The organism is Flavobacterium hankyongi, from assembly GCF_036840915.1.
Taxonomy (GTDB): Bacteria; Bacteroidota; Bacteroidia; order Flavobacteriales; family Flavobacteriaceae; genus Flavobacterium; species Flavobacterium hankyongi.
Map to the genome: position 1 here is coordinate 350,635 of NZ_CP085725.1, position 18,881 is coordinate 369,515.

Consider the following 18,881-nt stretch of genomic DNA (forward strand, 5'->3'; position numbering starts at 1 on the left):
AAGATAAAATTTCTTGTGAAATGTAAATGTGAATTCACAACAAAATACGCAATCTTGCCAAACGGCTGTTACCAGCAGCTGTTACTTTTTTGGAGTTTTTGTGATAACCCAATTTTTTCCGTCTTCAGAGAGTTTGATTTTATCTTTGTAGTGTGGGAATAGTACAAGTGCACTATCAAGTTTTGTTGGATATGGTTTGCTTATCGTATATCCATTAGCAGTCTTTTCAATAATGTAATTAATTCCATAATGTTTTTTTGCCTCTGCTAGAATATCGTTTTTAATTTTTAGTGAATCACTACAGTTATCAAGCTCTAATTTTAACTCATCATTTTCTTCTAATTTTCTATTAACAAAAGTTATTAAATCAGTAGAAGAGATGCTTTTACCACCATATTCAAAGTTGCAGTCATCTACATACTTTTCGATTGTTTTAGCATATTTTTTTATACTGTCACCGTATTTAGTTTGATTATTTTTTATCCGATTAATTAATTTATCCTTTTCTTGTAATTCACTTTCAATGTTTGATTGATAGTTTGCTAATATTATATTGAAACTTACACTTGTAATTAATACAGCAAACACAAATAGAACTATAATTTTATTTTTCATGTTTGCCAATTGTTTTAATTACATTTTCTAACTCCTGTGACCTAGTTTTGTAGAAGAGCAAATCTGCATCTTTGCACTTTTCATGTTCTTCTTCAACCCTTGAATCACATGCTCTTTCAAATTCTATACGTTCTAGTTTACAATCTAAACTTTTATTATAGTCTCCAATTTTTAAACCAGTTAAGAAAAGTCCGGAGAGAATTCCAAAACCAGTCGTCAAAAACCCCCAATTGGCTTTTAAATAGTCGATAGATAAAATTTTTGTCATATTCTTAATAGGTTTATGTTCTGCAGTTGCGGGTAACTTGTTTATATATATGACAAAATCATACATGCCTGCCTTTTTTTTGATGTAAATGTTTGATATTTATCAATTTTATTCTTTCAAAAATAACTAAAAAATCTTACAAAGTAATAAACACAGCACTAGTTTCAATGCCGTCTTTTAAACTATAAAAATTCCAAATTCTAGCTCAGGATTTTTTGTTTTTAAATCTATTGTATTGAATGATAATTCAATAGGTTTGTTTATGGATTTTTTTAGTATTCAGTTACACCATTTCAAATAAAAGCTTTCTAAAATAAATCTTAAATCGTTTTTGCAGGTCAATTTTATTAATAACTTTGCGCTTGTTTAGAATTAATATAAATAAAAACAACTAACCAATGAAAAATATAAGTTTAGTAATTACCTTATTAGCTGCTGGACTAGTTTCGGCACAAAAAGGAAATTCACTTTTGGATCAAGGTTTTTGGAAAAAAAATCCTGATGTAGCGACTGTAAAGGGAGAAATTGAAAAAGGGAATGATCCCGCAGCGTTGAATCCTTCGGCTTTTGATCCCACAACTTTAGCAATAAATAATGGTGTTGCTATTGATGTTGTGAAGTACTTATTAGAGCAAAAAGGGAATGATGTAAAAAAACAAACACATGATGCTCGTACTTATTTACATTGGGCTGCTGGAAAAGGAAATTTAGAGCTTGTTGATTATTTGATTACAAAAGGTGCGGATATTAACATTGAAGACTCTCATGATGCAACGCCATTGGTTTATGCAGCTCAAGGAGGTCAAAATAACGTAGCTTTATTTGAAACTTTCTTCAAGGCTGGTTTAGATCCAAAGAAAAAATACAAAAACAATGCAACTATTTTAATGTTGACAATTCCAAATGATAAGGATTTGAATTTGACAAATTATTTGGTTTCTAAAGGACTTTCTTTAAAAGATGTAGATGCAGAAGGAAATACGGTTTTTGATTATGCAGCAAGAACTGGAAATATCACTAATCTAAAAACATTGGTTTCTAAAGGTGTTAAATTTACTCCTAATGCTTTATTGTTTGCTGCTGAAGCTTCAAGAAGAAGTGCAAATACAATAGAAGTCTTTCAATATTTAGTTGATGATTTAAAAATTAAACCAACTACACTTTCAAAAAATAAAGAATCTGTTTTACATTTTATTGCTAAAAAAGAGAATCAAGTTCCGGTTGTAAATTATTTTATTTCTAAAGGAGTTGATATAAATTTAGTTGATGCAGAAGGAAATACATCTTTAATAAATGCTGCTGCTGGTAGAGATGCTGGTTTGGTAAACTTATTGTTAGAAAAGGGTTCAAAAGTAGATCAAGCAAATAGTAAAGGTGAAACTGCAGTTTTTCAAGCAGTAAAATCAGGTTCTGTTGATGTAATCAATGCGTTATTAAATAAAAATGCTTCTTTAAGTATTTTAGATAAAGACAATCATGATGTTGGGTATCATTTAGTTCAAAATTTCCGTGCACCTCGTGGCGGTAACGATGATTTTTTGGATAAATTAAATCTGTTAAAAAGTAAAGGAGTAGCATTGCAATCTCAACAAAAAGATGGAAACACGCTTTATCATTTGGCAGTTGGTAAAAACGATTTGAACTTAGTAAAAAAACTAGAAGGATTGTCAATCAATATAAATGCTAAAAATGCAGAAGGTCTTACAGCATTGCATAAAGCGGCTTTAGTTGCAAAAGATGATTCATTGCTAAAATATATTGTATCACTAAATGCTGATAAATCTATCAAAACCGATTTTGATGAAACGGCTTATGATTTAGCAAAAGAAAACGAAGTGTTAGTAAAAAATCAGGTTAATATCGACTTTTTAAAATAAGAATGAGAAAATATATTAAATACGTAGTATTAAGCTTAGTTATTGGCTTATTTACAAATCAAGTGTCTGCACAAACATCAAAATATAAATGTATGTTGCAAATGTCTAATTATGTTGGAGAAGGAGCGTACATAGTAGTTTCATTAATCAACCCAAAAGGACAATATGAAAAGACATTATATGTAATGGGAGACGATAAAAAATGGTACAAAGACATTAAAGAATGGTATAAGTTCTACAGTAAAAAAAATAAAGTAGATGCTAAAACTGGTGCTTCAATTGCTGGAGGTGATAGAAGTGTAACAGTTTTTGAAATCGATGACAATAAAATAAATGCAGGATATAAAATCCGTTTCGAATCTGCAGTTGAAAATCAAAAATATCACGTAACAGATGCTGAAGTTATTCTAACAACTGAAGGTTTGGCTGAAAAAACCGAAGGAAAAGGATACATTCGTTACGTGAAATTAAATAAAATGTAAGCCCATTTCATGACGCTTTCCGTTTGGCGATACGCACACTTTACGTTGGCGGTGGTCTCTTCTCTATTTTTATTAATGGCTAGTATTACTGGAATAATATTAGCAGTTGATGCAGTAGGGCAGAAATTACCGCCTTATCGTGTAGCTAATTTTGAAGAAATTACCCTTTCAAAAGTAATTCCTACAGTTAAGGATAAATTTTTAGAAGTAAATGAAATTACTGTAGATCATAACCAATTTGTAACTCTAAAAGGTTTAGATGAAAATGGCAATGAAATTGAAGCCTATATAGATGTAAATTCAGGAAAAATCATTGGAAAACCAGAAAAGAAAAATGAATTTATTCAATGGGTAACTTCGTTGCATCGCTCTTTATTTCTACATGATACAGGAAGAATAATTATTGGTATCAATGCTTTTTTACTGTTCTTAATTGCCGTATCAGGAACCATTTTAATGATCCAGCGACAAAAAGGGTTTTTACGATTTTTCAGTGCTATTCCCAACGAAGGATGGATGCAGTTTTTGCATGTTTTTACAGGAAGATGGTTTTTATTGCCAATTTTGATTATATCGTTGTCAGGAACCTATTTAACTATTAACAGATTAAAATGGTTTGATCAAGCCAAATTAAATCACAAAGAACTATCCTTTCCAAATAAAGCTCCCGAAGAAATAGAAATTAGAGACTTTAAAACATTTCAAAACATAAAACTGTCGGAAGTTCAAAAAATTGAATTTCCTTTTACAGATGATGTTGAAGAGTTTTATACTTTAAAATTAAATGATAGAGAGCTTTTAGTCAATCAGTTTAATGGTAGCGTTTTAAGTGAAATTAAATATCCTAAAACGGTGCTTTTAGAAACTTTGACTCTTGATTTACATACAGGTAGAGCAAATTCAATTTGGGCTATAATTTTAGGGATTTCATCAATTAGTATTTTATTTTTTATCTATTCAGGATTTAGTATGTCTTGGAAAAGGATGAAGAATAAAATAAAAAATCAGTTTTCGGCAGATGAAAGTAGTATTATTATTTTAGTTGGGTCTGAAAACGGAAGTACATTAGGATTTGCCAATGCTATTCAAAAACAATTGGTCAGCGTTGGAAAGAAAGTATTTATTACAGAAATGAATGCCTTAAAAGTATTTCCTAAAGCAGAACAAATTTTACTATTTACTTCGACGCACGGTTTGGGAGATGCACCTTCTAATGCAACTCAATTCGAAAAATTAATTGCAGAATTGAATTATTCAAAACCTATTCAAACCAGTGTAGTTGGTTTTGGTTCAACAAACTATCCAGATTTTTGTGGCTATGCTAAAAAAGTCGAATTATGGCTACAGAGCAAAAGTTGGAATAAAACCTTTATCGGACTTCGTACAATAAATGATAAATCGGTAAATGAATTTGTTGAATGGGTAAAGTCCTATAATCAAATCAATGGGACCGAATTAAGTACAACTCCTGCTCAATATATTAATCAACCAAAAGCACTGCAAAAGTTTGAAGTTGAATCGAAAACTTTAGTTTCAGAAGAGTGTCAAACCTTTGTTTTAACATTAAAACCTTATAAAAAGATTAAATTCCAATCTGGAGATTTGTTAGCTATTTATCCAGGAAATGAAGGCAAAGAAAGATTGTATTCTATTGGTAAAGTTGATGGTAAAATTCAGTTGGTAGTAAAATTGCATGAATTTGGATTAGGTTCTAATTATTTACGTCAATTAGAAGTTGGAAGTCATTTTGAAGCAAGAATAGTTGAAAATAAGTCGTTTCATTTACCAAATAAAAAAGAAGTAATTTTAATCGCAAATGGAACCGGAATAGCACCGTTTTTAGGAATGATTAATAAAAATACTAAATCAGTTCCGTTACATCTTTATGCAGGTTTTAGAAAAGAAACACCAATTGTAAAAGGGTTTAAAACAAGTTTAGAGACTTCTTTAGCAAATAAAAAAATAAAAGACTTCCAATTCGCCTTATCTCGTCAAGGGAACCATTGTTACGTTACTCAAATTGTTCAAAATGATGCTGCTAAAATAGCTTCAATATTGCAAAATAGCGGCGTTGTAATGATTTGTGGTTCGTTGGCAATGTATAAAGATATTATTGCTGTGTTAGATCAGATTTGTATAGAAAAAACAAATCATAATTTAGCTCATTTTCAAGCTAAAGGCCAAATATTATCAGATTGTTATTAATGAACAAAATACTTTTTTTAATCGTTTTAGTTTCAAATTTTGCTGTAGCTCAAGTGCAAAGACATCGAGCAGTTACATTAATGGGAAGTCGTTTTGATATTACCATTGAAGCGAAAGACTCATTAGCTGTTGAAAAATTTATTGATGAATCTATAGCTGAAATAGAAAGGATTGAAAATTTAATTTCCGAATGGCGACCACAAACTCAAATTTCAGAAGTTAACAGAAATGCAGGAATTAAGCCTGTAAAAGTTAACAAGGAAGTACTTCGCTTAACACAATCAGGTATGTGTTTTTCTAAATTGACTGACGGAGCATTTGATATTAGTATCGTAGCCATGGATAAAATTTGGAAGTTTGATGGTTCTATGGCAACTATGCCAAGCCCTGAAGCCATTAAAAAATCGGTTGAAAAAGTAGGCTATCAAAATATTGAAATTGATACCATTGCATCGACAATTTATTTAAAAAATCCAGGAATGAAAATTGGTTTTGGTTCTATTGGGAAAGGTTATGCAGCTGATAAAGCCAGAGAATTAATGGAATCAAAAGGCGTAAAGGCCGGAATTATTAATGCATCTGGAGATTTAGCAACTTGGGGGAAACAACACAATGGTAAATATTGGACAGTAGGGATTACAAACCCATTTAATAATAACGATTATACTGAAGTTATAAAGTTTAAACGATTTGCAGTTACAACATCTGGGAATTACGAAAAATTTGTTGAGTTTGATGGTAAACGATATTCTCACATAATAAATCCAAAAACAGGAATGCCTTCAACAGGAATTTGTAGTGCTTCGGTATTTGGTCCAAGTGCAGAAATAGCCAACGGAATTAGTACTTCAATAATCGTTTTAGGAGTTGAAAAAGGATTACAATTACTTGAAAAATTTCCTGAATATTCTTGTGTCTTGATTACTGATAAGGGAAAAATTATCAAGTCGAAAAACTTCAAAAAAAGAAAATTTATTAAGTAATGAAAATTATAAATTTCGTCTCGCTTTCAAGAACGAGACAGTTTTTTTCTGCAGTTATAGGTCAATAATTTTGGTAATCGTTGAGTAGCTGTTGTGTGAGGCTTTTATTTTTAAGTTTGTTTCTCTTCCGTAGAGAAATCAAATAAGTTTTCTTTTTCCTCTTCTGTTAGCTCTGATTCTGTAACTTCCGTTGAACTCATATACTTGAAGTTAATATTTATAATATCTGAATTTGGAATTACTAAATATTTTGAAGGTATTTTATAATAGTCTTTTTTATCTTCCGCATCGTTTTCGAAATATCGTCTTTCAGGAAGTTTTAAGTGTATGGCTTCTAAATCTCCTTTACTATCAACATAATAATTAAAAAATTCCCCTGAATACAAAACGCTTCTACCATTAACTTTGCATAAAACATTTACGTATTTTTCAGTTATTTCTTTAAATTCATCAGGTACTTCTGGGAAATCAAGGCATTCTCCTGTAAAAATATAATGCCATTTATTTGAAAATCTTAAAAACCTATACTTTCTATCCCAATTTAGTTTACGCACTAACTTCATTGCTAAATAGCCAAATACAATAGATGAGATAAAAACAATTATATTATAAAAAAAGATTGGATAAAAAAATGATCTCAATTGGATAAAACTTTCTTCTGTTTTATTTGAAGAAGTAACTCCTAACAGTAAATTACCTAACAGTTTGAAATCAATAAAATAAGTGGAAACTAATTCAACTAAAAATATAGAAATAGTGTGTAATAAAATTGAAGGAAGTATAGACCAAGTCAAGTCGTTTACTAAATTTCTATTAGGGTCTTTAACACTTAGTTTTGATGAATTGTAAGAGATTCTAAATAAAAAACCTGGAGCTAATATTATAAAAAGAAGTATTGAAGTAAAAGCTATATTCATGCTTTATCCAAGTTCACGAACTCTAAAATATTTATCTCCAATTTTTACAACTTTACTTTTACCGTCAGTTGTATCTATTCTATTTACTAATCTAACTAAAGCACTTCTAACTTCTGTAGTTTTTACTACTGAAGTTGCTTTTTTAGATTTTTTAAAAATGTTTAAGACAGCGGTCATAATAAAAAGTTTCAGTTTATCAAATGTACAAAAAAATATATATTTCAAAGCAATTTCATTCTGTTTCGTGTTTTTAGCACATTGGTTCTCTATAACCTCATATAACTTACTAATAGAATTGGTAGGAAACCTTGTTTTTTGGATATAAGTAAATGAAAATCAATATTAATTAACAAAAATCCTAATTAGTATTTTAGTTCTTCTACCCAATTTTCACACTAGTCATACTCAATGAGCCAGCTAACAAATGATTATTAAATAGCGAGAGCTCTTCATTTTTGTTTTGTAATCCTAAAATGTATAGCAATGGTAAATAATGATCTGGTGTAGGGATAGCTAACTGTAAAGTTTTGCTTTGTTTTTCATAATTGATTAGTGGCTGGTAATCGCCATCTAGTAAATGTTTATTAACCATATCGAATGCTTCTTGAGCCCAATCATAACCATAATCGACTTTATTCATATTATTAAAATCAACCAAACGAAGATTATGTACAATGTTTCCACTTCCAATAATTAAAATGCCACGCTCACGTAATTTTTGCAATTTTTGAGCTAATTCATAATGATATTGAGCAGGTTTTGTATAATCTATACTCAATTGAATTACTGGAATATCAGCATTTGGATATAAATGTTTAATGACACTCCAAGCTCCATGATCTAACCCCCAATTGTGGTCTAAATCTACTGGAGTAGGAGCAAGTAAATTTTGTGTCACTTCTGCTAACTCAGGGCTTCCAGGAGCGTTGTACTGCACTTCAAATAATGCTTTAGGAAATCCACCAAAGTCATGAATAGTTGGCGGAAAATTCATTGCAGTTACTTTGGTGCCATTAGTAAACCAATGTGCTGAAACACATAAAATTGCATTGGGTTTTTGAATGGTTTTGGCAATGTTTCTAAAGCCCTGTACAAATTGATTTTCTTCAATAGCGTTCATCGGACTTCCATGACCAAGAAATAAAACGGGCATTTTTTCAGTGCGAGGAAATTGGTTTGCGATGTTATCTAAGTTATTTAAAGTCATAAGTCTTATGGAAAAGTTTTATATAAGCTAACCATTCCAGTTATTAAAATTAGAAATAAAACAGTAGTTTGAAACTGTTTTTCAGTTAATAAATTCACAATTTTTTTACCAATAAAAGTGCCCGTGAAACTTACTATCAATAAAATGGGAATCAAATAAAGATCATCTTTGTGAACAAATCCATTTAAGGAATACACTACACTTCGGCTTGCATCAATACCTAAATCGATTAGTGCTGACGTGGCAATAAATATATTGTTTTTTAATCCGTAAGAGGCTAAAATAACTCCTCGAATTGCACCTCCTGTACCCAAAAGTCCTGCTACAAATCCTGAAAAACTTCCGCCTAAAACAGCGTTTAGTGTAGTAGGAGCCAATCTCTTGTTTCTGAAAATCAACAATAAGATGCTTAAAATAACTAGGAAGATGGCTAAGAAAAATTCCAATAATTTAGAGGAAATGTATTTGTTTAAAAAAGCACCAAGAATTACAAATAGGACAGATGAAATTCCCATGTTAATGACGAGTTTCTTATTGAAACCTTCTCTAAAGAAATATATTTTGGAAACATTACTTGAAAGATGATAAATTGCAGTAACCCCTAAAACTGAATGAAAATCCAGAAAATAACCCGCAATAGGAACAAAAAGCATTGAAGAACCGAAACCTCCTACAGTACCTACAACTTCTGATAATAACGCTAAAAGAATAAAATAAATCAATAATTCTAAGGTCATGAGAAAATGGGTTGATTTATTATAAAAATAATGAATTAACTGACAATTGTCACATTATTTCATCAGTTATTCTGTAATTTTATAATCATTAAAAATCAATAATTCATAGATGAAAAAAGTACTCTTCGCATCGTTGTTCTTTATATTTTCTTGTTCCAAAAAGGAAACGGGAGAAATTCAACCTAAAATGGGTACAGTAACCGAAAGTGTATATGCTTCGGGAGTGATAAAAGCAGATAATCAGTACACAGTTTTTGCTACGGTAAGTGGTGTTTTACAAAAAGTTAATGTGAGTGTTGGGCAAACTATCTCAAAAGGGCAAGCTTTATTTCAAATTGAAAGTGAGAAGGCCAATTTAGCAACAGAAAATGCACGATTGGCTTATGAAATTAGTCAAGAAAGTGGTCGTTTTATTCAGGATAAAATTGCCGAAGCTGAATTGCGTGTGCAAAGTACTAAAGATAAACTGGTTCTGGATGAGTCTATTTACAAAAGAAGTAAAAATGTAAAAGAATATAATGCAATCTCTGAAGTTGACTTTGAAAAAGTAGAATTAGCTTATAAAAACTCTAAATCAAATTATGCATCGGCACTAAAACAATTGTCGCAGTTAAAATCACAACTTCAAAATGAGCAAAGTCGAAGTAATATCAATTTAAAAATCAATGAAAAATCGCAAAGTGATTTTACCGTAAAAAGCGCATTTTCGGGTGAATTGTTTGATATTTTGGTAAAAGAAGGCACTTTGATTTCACCACAAACACCATTGGCAACTATAGGAAAAAAAGACAATTATTTATTAGAATTGGATGTTGACGAAAATGATATGGTTCGCGTGACTGTTGGTCAAAAAGTATTGGTTACTATGGATAGTTACAAAGGAAAAGTGTTTGAAGCCACAGTTGATAAAATTTATCCCATTATGGATGTTCGTTCACGCACTTTCAAAATCGAAGCGCATTTTGCACAAACGCCGCCTAAATTATATCCAAATTTAACAGCCGAAGCAAACATCATTATTAATGTTAGAAAAAATGTATTGACTATTCCACGTAATTATTTGATTGATGATGAATACGTTTTGGTTAATGATGATGAAAAGCGAAAAATTAAAATAGGTCTAAGTGACTATCAAAACGTAGAAGTTTTAGAAGGTTTAACGGAAGATGAAACTATTTATTTACCCAAATAATGAATTTTAAATTAATCTTTTCCATTGCTTTGCATTTAATGCGTTCACGATTAAAACAAACTGTAATCGCTGGGGTAGGAGTGACTTTTGGAATAGCGATGTTCATTACTTTGGTAAGTTTTATGTACGGAATGAATGATTTACTTGACGGATTAATTATCAACAGAACACCGCACGTAAGACTTTATAACGAAATAAAACCTTCTGAAAATCAGCCTGTAAATTTGGCAAAAGAGCACAAAAATGATGTCAATTTTATCAATTCAATTAAACCAAAAGACAGAGGAAAATCGATTTATAATGCCAAAGCAATTATTCAAAGTTTAAAACAAGACAATAGGGTTTTTGATGTGGCACCTAAAATTACAACTCCCGTTTTTTTTAATTCCGGGACTATTGAAATATCTGGTGTCGCCAATGGTATCGATGTTTTAATCGAGGAAAAGTTATTCAAACTTAATGATTACATGGTGGAAGGGAAAATTGAAGATCTTCGCCAAAATAATAGTATTGTTATAGGGAAGGGCTTGTCTGATAAAATGCTTTTAAAAGTTGGTGATATTATCAAAATAACTACACCAAAAGGCAATTTAGCTTCTATGAAGATTGTTGGTATTATTCAAATAGGTATAGCAGAAATTGACGATGTTACAAGTTATACTTCGTTAACTATGGCTCAAAAATTGTTGGGAGCACCTAAAAATTACATTACAGATATTCAGGTAAAAATTCATGATTTGAATTTAGCCCCAGTTTTAGCCAAAGAATACAGAAACAAATACAATGTCGATACGATTGATTTTCAAACCACAAATTCACAATTCGAAACTGGAACGACTATACGAAGTATCATTTCATATGCTGTGGGAATTGTTTTGTTGATTGTGGCAGGATTTGGTATTTACAACATTCTTAATATGATGATTTTTGAAAAAATGGATAGCATCGCGATTTTAAAAGCGACAGGTTTTTCAGGGAATGACGTAAAATGGATTTTTATAATATTGTCGATGGTAATTGGTATTTGCGGAGGTGTTTTAGGACTTATTTTTGGTTATATTTTTTCGAATATTATTGATGTAATTCCTTTTAATACAGCAGCTCTGCCAACGGTAAAAACGTTTCCGGTAAATTACAATCCGTTGTTTTATATCATAGGAATCACTTTTGCTATAATAACCACTTTTATTGCAGGTTTGTTTCCCGCCCTAAAAGCGAGTAAAGTTGATCCAGTAGAAATTATTAGAGGAAAGTAATGAGCAATATTGTTTTAGAAACCAAAAAACTGACCAAATATTTTGAAGACCCTGTCCGTATGCAGGTTCTCAAAGAAATTAACCTTACTATAGAACACGGTGAGTTTGTGTCTATCGTAGGGAAATCAGGTTGCGGTAAATCGACTTTATTGTATTTGCTTTCTACAATGGATACGGATTATGAAGGACAAATTTTGATGGACGAGCAACTTATTACAGGCAAAACCGATAAGGAGTTGGCTCAAATACGTAATGAGAACATAGGTTTTGTGTTTCAGTTTCATTATTTGCTTAATGAGTTTAATGTTTTGCGTAATGTAATGCTTCCAGGTCTCAAATTAGGAAAACTTTCTGAAGAAGAAATCGAGCAAAATGCTATGGAATACCTTCGCACACTTGATATGCACGAACATGCTTTAAAAATGCCCAATCAGTTAAGCGGCGGACAAAAACAGCGTGTAGCCATTGCTCGAGCGCTTATAAATAAACCATTGATTATAATGGGAGATGAGCCAACAGGTAATCTTGATAAGAAGAACAGTGATATTGTGTTTGATATTTTTAACCAACTCACAAAAGAATACAAACAAACGTTGCTAATTGTAACTCATGATCCAGATTTTGCCAATAGAACCCACCGAATTATTACGATGGAAGATGGCAAGATTAAAGTTTAAAAGTGTTAACTAAATAACACAAGGTTCTGTTTTTACTTTTAAATGTTTTTCGCCTATGAATTTACCCCATTCAGCCATCGCGTTTAATAACGGAATAAGTGTTTTGCCAAGATTTGTTAATTCATATTCTACTTTAAGTGGTGGTTTGCTAGTATAAACAGTCCTTGAAATTAATCCGTCGTTTTCCAGTTCTTTTAGTTGTAGGCTTAACGTTCTTTCTGTGACCATAGGTAATTCTTTGCGTAATTCATTGTATCTCTTTTTAGAATACAGATGGATCAAAATTACCGCTTTCCATTTGCCTCCTATATATTTCATGGCAAGACTCGTGCTACAAGGAAACTTTTTATCGTCTATTTTATACATACTTTTAACTATACAATTTGACCGTTATTGCAAATGTAATAAACTATAAATAGTTTTGCAACTATAAAAAGTATAGTTTAAATTTAAAAATATGGATTTTTTAGAATTAGCCCAAAAGCGTTATACGACCAAAAAATATAATGCCAATGAAAAATTATCGGATGAGGTTATTACTAAGTTGAAAAATATTTTACAGTTGTCTCCATCATCAATAAATAGTCAGCCATGGCATTTTAGTTTTGTATTCAATCCCCAGATAAAAGAACAGCTTGCAGAAGCCTCTTATTTTAATGCACCTAAAGTGTTGGAATCAAGTTGTACGGTAGTTTTTAGCGCTATTGATAATTTGGAGAAGTTTGAACAGCAAATTGAAGCGAATTTGCCAGAAGGAGCAGTAGGTTATTATCGTCAGTTTTTAAAACCATTACCAGAACACGAAGTTAAAGCTTGGTTGCAACATCAGGTGTACTTATCGTTGGGTTACTTTTTATCCGCTTGTGCTAGTTTAGGAATCGATTCGACATCTATGGAAGGTATTGAAAAAGACAAATACAAACAAATATTGAAATTACAAGATTACCAACCTTTGTTTGCTGTGGCTATTGGGAAACGTGATGAAAATGATGCGAACCAACCAGAATTGAAACCGAAATCAAGATTGCTTGTGGACCAAATTATTAGTGAATTATAAGCTATTTTATACAAGAACTAACATACTTTATATTTTATAAACTAGTATGTTAGTTGTTTTTATTTACACTAAAATACTAATAGATATTCTTTGGTCTTTTTCCAGCTTACATTTTTTTCTGATGTCAGCTTTTAAGGGTAGGAGATAGGTGTTTTGTTTGGTGTCAAACCAAATAGCGGTTTTCCATTCTACAGATCCAATTTTTGCAGTCGCTTTTAAACGTCCCCAACCTTCTTCTTGCCATTTTAGATTTTCACGTATTTCTTTTGAAATCTCTTGCGGTAATGACACGAAATGCCAGCCATTAGGGCCATTGTATTGCCATATTTTTGCGGAGAAGTCGTATTTGATGAGATTGGACATTTTGATTTAGTGGTTTAATGTAAACTAATAACTTTTGTAATTTTCCATTCATTATTTTCTTTTTTCCAGATAATAGTAAATCTTCCAACTTTAGCAATATTATTTGGTTCCTCTTTATTGTGAAATTTGTGTAATCCAATTTCTATGGCTCCATAATCTTTTATTGGATAGACTTCAATACTTCCTTTAACAAGTTCTCTTGTTACTTTTCCACAAACATATTTTTTTGTTCCAGCGACAATTTCTTGTTTCGAATTCATAAAACCACCATTATCATGAAAAAACTCTATAGAATCGGAATAAAATGAACTGTAAGTGTTCAGATTTTTGTCACAATTATTATACGCATCAAAAAAAGCCTTATCTAAATTGATGATGGTATCATATAGTGCAGGATCATCGGGGATATAATTTTTTGTAAGTTTATAAGTGTTCTTTTTGGTTGAACAACTTAATAAAATTGTTGTGATGAAAATGTAAACTATGAATCTGAAAGCTTTCATTTTTTGATGTTTTTAAATTCTTACTGTTGTTCTGATAAGGGTATAAAATAGCAACCATTAGTCCCATCGTATTGCAATATTTTTGGTTGTATCCGATGAAGTTAGATGTTATTTATTTAAGTATTTTTAGTAGATATTTTAAAAATACACATAAAATTAATCTAAAACTTCGTCAACCATATAAATGCTAATAAAGCCCATTGTAAAGCGATAATCAGCCAAAGTATGTTTTTATTAGGTTCAGAAATGTCTTTTAGCTTTTCTATCGTTTTTAGTTTAAGAATATCATGAAAGTTCTGTCCTTCTTTATTGAAATCAACATCATCCATTTTGACTTTTTTCATTCCAAAAACAATAATCCTTTTTAGCCATTTGTTTTCGGTTTCGTCTTTCTTAATATTTTCTATGAGTTTCAATTTGGCCATAGAATAATCAGCAACACTCTTTACTGAATTTGGCTGTTTTGCTTTGAGTTTATTTAAAAACTTATCCAATGCGGGACTTATCAAGGTGTCAGATTTGTCAACTATAATCTTGTTTGCCAATTTTGTTAGAATGTATTTGTTTCCTAATGCAAAAAAAAGGAAAGGACTTCCTAAGGCAATTATATACCACAAAATAGATCCAATTGGTCTAGAGAAAAATGTCATAACAAGAAAAGGAATGGCACTTACATGACCTGAATTTCCAGCATTAATATTTTTAGTTAGAATTATAAAGCCAATTATTGTAACTACAACTGTAGAGATTGAACCAAGAATGTTTATTTTTAGGAAACTTATAATTGCTGATAGTGATAGTTTAGAGAAATACTTTAAATTTTCTGTCATTTTAGTTTTTACTTTAAGACAAAGACAAATTTGCCTTTGTGTTTTTCAAAACTACGAAAAGTAAGTAAAAACTTTCAGAATTATTTAATGATTACTTCAAAATGTTCTAATAATCCTTTTACGTTTTCTTGTGAGAAAATAGCTTTCTTGATTTTATTTTTTACAGGATGTATAGAGAAGTTGTGACTGCTGTAAAGATCAGCTTTGGTTAAATCGGTGTCCGAGAAAACGGCTAGGCGTAAATTACAATTGTCAAACAAAGCTTCGGTTAAATCACTTTCCATGAAATCGACCGAAACCATACTGCAATTGGTAAACTGCATTCTTTTTAGTTTTAGCTTGTAAAACATAGAGTAGTCTAAAAGACAATTGGTAAAGTGGAACTCGTATATTTTTTGATCGGTCATGGCAAAATTTACGGCTGTAAAATCACAATCGTTAAATTGTACGCCACGGAGGCCTACATGACCAATTTTAGTTTCTTTAAAATTGCAATGGTTAAATGTACAATCTACAAAAAGGGTTCCAGTAAAATTACAGTCGGTAAAGTCACAATAGTTAAAAACACAATTTTCAAATTCTTTTTGTGTGATTTCGTATTTTGAGTATGTAATGTGATTAAATTCTTTATCGTAAATAAAATCGGCAGTCATGTTTACTTTTTTGAAAGCAAATATACTTAATCCTGACAGGCAATAGTCTCTAATTTTTCAAGATTAATGGGTTTGCTCAAAAATGCTTTCACACACTTAAAATTTTTGGCTTTTTCTTTGTCTTCAATGGCAATAGATGAACTAGCTATGTAAATGGTACTTTCTTTATTGAGTTGCTTTTCTAATCTGCAAAATTCTGTTAAGAACTCCCAACCATCCATTTCGGGCATTTCAAGATCCAAAAGAATTACTTCAGGAATATCTTCGGTGCTTTCAAAATACTCATAGGCTTCACTGCCATTAGAAAATTCTTTGGTTTGACTAAATAATTTGGTCTTTTCAATTAGTTTTTTGGTAACTAATTTATAAATGGGGTCGTCGTCAATGATGTAAATTTTCTTTTGTGGCATGGCTAAAATATATTTTAAAGGTTGTTCCTTCGTTTAAGTTGCTTTCTACTTCAATTTTTCCGTTTAATGCATCTATTTGGTTTTTTGTAATAAATAAACCAATTCCTCTTGATTCCGGATTTTTGGTAAAGGTTTTATATAACCCAAAGAGTTTTTTTCCATTTTTCTTTAAATCAATTCCTATTCCATTGTCTTTAATTTCTAGAATTTGATAATTATCTTCAGTATAATAAGAAAGTTTAATTTCAGGTACTCTTTCTGGATGTCTATAACGAATAGCGTTTGAAATAAAATTAAGTAAAACACTTTCTAAATAAGCAGGATTAAATTGTATATGAACATCATCAGTGATGGTGTTATTAATAATGACATTATTTTTTGTAATTTGACTATGTAAAATTTCTTGTGTTTTAGTAATGTATTTATTCAGATTTAATTTTTCAATGATTGGATTAATATCTGTTTGAATAGAAACCACTTCGTTCAAGTTTTCCATGGTTTTATTTAGAGTTTCTGAAACCGATTTTAATAGACCGAGTAGCTCATTTTGTTCTTTCTCATCTTCGCTCATTTCAATCAAACTAATAAGCGATTGAATATTACTGGTGTGCGAACGTAGATTATGTGAAACAATATGCGAGAAGTTAAGTAATCGTTTGTTTTGTTCAGTAACTAGCTTTAAAGAGTTGTTCAAATCAATTTCAAATTGTTTCGATTTTGTAATATCAATCAAAATCCCTCTGTAACGAATTCTTTCTTCATCGACAGTATAGATGCTTACAAGGTCACGAACCCAAACAGTATTACCATTTTTTGTTATCATTCGGTACTCTTGATCAAATGGTTTTCTGTATTTAGCTGCATTTGTGCTGTATTCAATAACCCAATCACGATCTTCTGGATGAATTATATTTCGCCAAAACATTTCATCTGAAGTCCATTCTTCAGGAGTATAACCCAATATGGCTTCCGATTTTTTACTGATATAGGTGATTCCTGGTTCTATCGAATCTCCTTCCCAAACAATACCATCGATACTGTCAATTAAATCCTTTATTTTTTGCTTCGATTCTAGTAATGCATCTTGTGCTTCTTTTCTGGCTGAAATATCTTCAACAATGGCAATATGATGATTGGGAGTTTCATTTTTTTCCCATAAAGGAGAGACAGTTATCGAAACCCATATGATGTCTCCATTTTTATGAAAATACCTTTTTTCCATAGAGAATTGTTTAATTTCTCCATTTTTTAGTTTTTCCATGTAATCTAAATCCTGTTGTATGTCAACAGGATGGGTAATGGAAATATAATCCATTTCCTTTATTTCTTCTAGAGTATAACCTAATAACTGACAAATTTTATCATTTGCATCTATAAATTTTCCAGTAATAGTATTGGTGTGAAAAATACCTAAACCAGCATTTTCGAAAATAGATTTAAATAAAAATTCACTTTTAGTAAGTTTTTTAGTTTGTACTTCGATGAGGTTTTGTAATTCAGAAGGGCGTTTAAGTAAGGTGTAAATAAACAATCCGCAAAGTAATGATAATAAAAAACCTATGGTAGATATTGGGAGTAAGTCAAAAAAATGATTTTCCTTTTTAGATATAATATAAAGTTTCCAGTCTCCTTCAGGAATGTCTACTGTTTTATAGTATTTTTTTGAAAAATCTGTTTTGTTGGAAAGAAAAAATTCTGTTTTTTTAGTTAACGGATTTACTTTGCTTAATTGGAAATAATAGTTGTTTTCACCAAATGTATCAATACCAGTTGATTTGATAAAATTGTTAAATCGGATAATAACCGCAGAAAATCCCCAAAATTTCCCTTTTTTAAAAATTGGGAGTCTTCCCACAACTCCTAAACCACCTTGTTTGAGTTCTACTGGACCTGAAAAATATATAGCTTTACTTTTAATGGCTTTTAAGGCAGCTTTTCTATGTAGTGGATTGTTAAGAATGTCTAAACCAGTAGCGGCTTCATTTCCTTTAAGAGGGTAAGTCATTTTAATTATTCCATCAGGAACCAGTTGGACAGCATCTATGTTTTTATAACTGCTTACAAGACTTTCAGCAATTTCTTCAAAATTTTTAGGTTGTCCAGAATCATCTATGGATAATGCAAGTGTAATTAATGTTGCATAATTGTTTTTTAAGTTTTGCTCAATATTTTTCTTGACAACACTAAGAATGTTGTTCATTTCATAACGCTCAGCTTCTTTTATAGCTTGATATCTAAAAGTAACAATTAAGCTTAACACTAAAAGCATTGAAAAGAAAACGATGCAACCCGATGCTTTTGGTCGAGATAAAAACCAAGCTATAAATTGAGTTGCTTTTTTTTCAGAATTCACCTGTTTTCTTTTTTATTAGAAGTAAATATAATTAAAATCAGCTAATTATGAATGAAAGCTATTTTTCAATATGATATAAACAAAAAAAGTCTGCTCATTGAGCAGACTTAATGTATTTAGTGACCTCGACTGTATCATATATGTATTTTTTTTTCTTATTTCATAAGGCTTCGCAAGTGTTACAGGGAAACAAAAGGGAAACACGACCTAAGTTTTTCAGTTTTTCACTCTACTATTAAGCTTTATGGATAATTAAACTGTAAGGACTTTGTTCAACACCTCTGAAGTTATTATAA

General features: G+C 30.7%; 21 protein-coding genes. 8 read left to right on the forward strand and 13 right to left on the reverse strand.

All coding sequences use genetic code 11. From position 1 onward, the window contains the following. Nucleotides 1-81: 81 nt before the first annotated feature. The gene (locus tag LJY17_RS01660) at nucleotides 82-615 is read right to left on the reverse strand and encodes a hypothetical protein (protein WP_264542134.1); all 534 of its coding nucleotides are present in this window, start codon (nucleotides 613-615) and stop codon (nucleotides 82-84) included. Continuing rightward, the gene (locus LJY17_RS01665; protein ID WP_264542135.1) at nucleotides 605-883 is read right to left on the reverse strand and encodes a hypothetical protein; all 279 of its coding nucleotides are present in this window, start codon (nucleotides 881-883) and stop codon (nucleotides 605-607) included. Before LJY17_RS01665 ends, LJY17_RS01660 begins: the two co-directional genes overlap by 11 nt. Nucleotides 884-1,281: 398 nt before the next feature. Here LJY17_RS01665 and LJY17_RS01670 point away from each other — a divergent pair, with 398 nt between their 5' ends. The 4 genes from LJY17_RS01670 to LJY17_RS01685 are packed head-to-tail and all read left to right on the forward strand — an operon-like array spanning nucleotide 1,282 to nucleotide 6,430. After that, nucleotides 1,282-2,760, forward strand: coding sequence for an ankyrin repeat domain-containing protein (locus tag LJY17_RS01670; RefSeq protein WP_264542136.1), 1,479 nt, complete (start codon nucleotides 1,282-1,284; stop codon nucleotides 2,758-2,760). A gap of 2 nt (nucleotides 2,761-2,762) precedes the next feature. Beyond that, nucleotides 2,763-3,242: a DUF2271 domain-containing protein gene (locus tag LJY17_RS01675; RefSeq protein WP_264542137.1), complete on the forward strand. Its 480-nt coding sequence runs from the start codon at nucleotides 2,763-2,765 to the stop codon at nucleotides 3,240-3,242. A 9-nt stretch (nucleotides 3,243-3,251) separates the two neighbouring features. Next, entirely contained in the window at nucleotides 3,252-5,447 is a 2,196-nt protein-coding gene (locus LJY17_RS01680; RefSeq protein WP_264542138.1) for a PepSY domain-containing protein, read from the forward strand. Beyond that, the gene (locus LJY17_RS01685; RefSeq protein WP_264542139.1) at nucleotides 5,447-6,430 is read left to right on the forward strand and encodes an FAD:protein FMN transferase; all 984 of its coding nucleotides are present in this window, start codon (nucleotides 5,447-5,449) and stop codon (nucleotides 6,428-6,430) included. Before LJY17_RS01680 ends, LJY17_RS01685 begins: the two co-directional genes overlap by 1 nt. A 110-nt stretch (nucleotides 6,431-6,540) precedes the next feature. Here the strand turns inward: LJY17_RS01685 and LJY17_RS01690 are convergent, their stop codons facing one another. The 4 genes from LJY17_RS01690 to LJY17_RS01705 all read right to left on the reverse strand — a co-directional run bounded on the left by LJY17_RS01690 (nucleotide 6,541) and on the right by LJY17_RS01705 (nucleotide 9,291). Further along, on the reverse strand, nucleotides 6,541-7,347 hold the full coding sequence (locus LJY17_RS01690) for a hypothetical protein (RefSeq protein ID WP_264542140.1): 807 nt from the start codon (nucleotides 7,345-7,347) through the stop codon (nucleotides 6,541-6,543). A 3-nt stretch (nucleotides 7,348-7,350) separates the two neighbouring features. Further along, a complete protein-coding gene (locus LJY17_RS01695) occupies nucleotides 7,351-7,524 on the reverse strand; it encodes a hypothetical protein (RefSeq protein ID WP_264542141.1) in 174 nt (57 codons plus the stop codon). Between the two features lie 202 nt (nucleotides 7,525-7,726). Beyond that, complete coding sequence (gene ygiD / locus LJY17_RS01700; RefSeq protein WP_264542142.1) at nucleotides 7,727-8,554, reverse strand: 4,5-DOPA dioxygenase extradiol; 828 nt, start codon at nucleotides 8,552-8,554, stop codon at nucleotides 7,727-7,729. A gap of 5 nt (nucleotides 8,555-8,559) precedes the next feature. Further along, complete coding sequence (locus LJY17_RS01705) at nucleotides 8,560-9,291, reverse strand: sulfite exporter TauE/SafE family protein (protein ID WP_264542143.1); 732 nt, start codon at nucleotides 9,289-9,291, stop codon at nucleotides 8,560-8,562. 109 nt (nucleotides 9,292-9,400) lie between these two features. Between LJY17_RS01705 and LJY17_RS01710 the strand changes: the two genes are divergently transcribed. Genes LJY17_RS01710 through LJY17_RS01720 form a run of 3 tightly spaced genes read left to right on the forward strand, consistent with a single transcriptional unit; the run spans nucleotide 9,401 to nucleotide 12,416 of the window. Beyond that, nucleotides 9,401-10,483, forward strand: a complete 1,083-nt coding sequence (locus LJY17_RS01710; protein WP_264542144.1) for an efflux RND transporter periplasmic adaptor subunit — start codon at nucleotides 9,401-9,403, stop codon at nucleotides 10,481-10,483. After that, the gene (locus LJY17_RS01715) at nucleotides 10,483-11,739 is read left to right on the forward strand and encodes an ABC transporter permease (RefSeq protein ID WP_264542145.1); all 1,257 of its coding nucleotides are present in this window, start codon (nucleotides 10,483-10,485) and stop codon (nucleotides 11,737-11,739) included. The genes LJY17_RS01710 and LJY17_RS01715 overlap by 1 nt, the downstream gene beginning before the upstream one ends. Then, nucleotides 11,739-12,416 (forward strand): ABC transporter ATP-binding protein, encoded by a 678-nt coding sequence (locus LJY17_RS01720; RefSeq protein WP_264542146.1) that lies wholly within the window; start codon nucleotides 11,739-11,741, stop codon nucleotides 12,414-12,416. Before LJY17_RS01715 ends, LJY17_RS01720 begins: the two co-directional genes overlap by 1 nt. Nucleotides 12,417-12,425: 9 nt before the next feature. Here the strand turns inward: LJY17_RS01720 and LJY17_RS01725 are convergent, their stop codons facing one another. Next, nucleotides 12,426-12,782, reverse strand: a complete 357-nt coding sequence (locus LJY17_RS01725) for a winged helix-turn-helix transcriptional regulator (protein ID WP_264542147.1) — start codon at nucleotides 12,780-12,782, stop codon at nucleotides 12,426-12,428. A 91-nt stretch (nucleotides 12,783-12,873) separates the two neighbouring features. On the opposite strand from LJY17_RS01725, the gene LJY17_RS01730 reads away from it, so the two are divergent. After that, nucleotides 12,874-13,473 (forward strand): nitroreductase family protein, encoded by a 600-nt coding sequence (locus LJY17_RS01730; protein WP_264542148.1) that lies wholly within the window; start codon nucleotides 12,874-12,876, stop codon nucleotides 13,471-13,473. A gap of 63 nt (nucleotides 13,474-13,536) precedes the next feature. Here LJY17_RS01730 and LJY17_RS01735 read toward each other — a convergent pair whose 3' ends face one another. From LJY17_RS01735 to LJY17_RS01760, 6 genes are all read right to left on the reverse strand, one after another. Then, nucleotides 13,537-13,836 carry a DUF1905 domain-containing protein gene (locus LJY17_RS01735; protein WP_264542149.1) on the reverse strand — a complete coding sequence of 100 codons (300 nt, stop codon included), beginning with the start codon at nucleotides 13,834-13,836 and terminating at the stop codon, nucleotides 13,537-13,539. Between the two features lie 14 nt (nucleotides 13,837-13,850). Then, nucleotides 13,851-14,339, reverse strand: coding sequence for a nuclear transport factor 2 family protein (locus LJY17_RS01740; RefSeq protein WP_264542150.1), 489 nt, complete (start codon nucleotides 14,337-14,339; stop codon nucleotides 13,851-13,853). Nucleotides 14,340-14,500: 161 nt separating this feature from the next. After that, a complete protein-coding gene (locus LJY17_RS01745) occupies nucleotides 14,501-15,169 on the reverse strand; it encodes a hypothetical protein (RefSeq protein ID WP_264542151.1) in 669 nt (222 codons plus the stop codon). 80 nt (nucleotides 15,170-15,249) lie between these two features. Beyond that, nucleotides 15,250-15,822, reverse strand: a complete 573-nt coding sequence (locus tag LJY17_RS01750) for a pentapeptide repeat-containing protein (RefSeq protein ID WP_264542152.1) — start codon at nucleotides 15,820-15,822, stop codon at nucleotides 15,250-15,252. Between the two features lie 26 nt (nucleotides 15,823-15,848). Further along, nucleotides 15,849-16,232, reverse strand: a complete 384-nt coding sequence (locus LJY17_RS01755; RefSeq protein ID WP_264542153.1) for a response regulator — start codon at nucleotides 16,230-16,232, stop codon at nucleotides 15,849-15,851. Continuing rightward, nucleotides 16,204-18,585: a PAS domain S-box protein gene (locus LJY17_RS01760; RefSeq protein WP_264542154.1), complete on the reverse strand. Its 2,382-nt coding sequence runs from the start codon at nucleotides 18,583-18,585 to the stop codon at nucleotides 16,204-16,206. Before LJY17_RS01760 ends, LJY17_RS01755 begins: the two co-directional genes overlap by 29 nt. Between the last annotated feature and the right edge of the window lie 296 nt (nucleotides 18,586-18,881).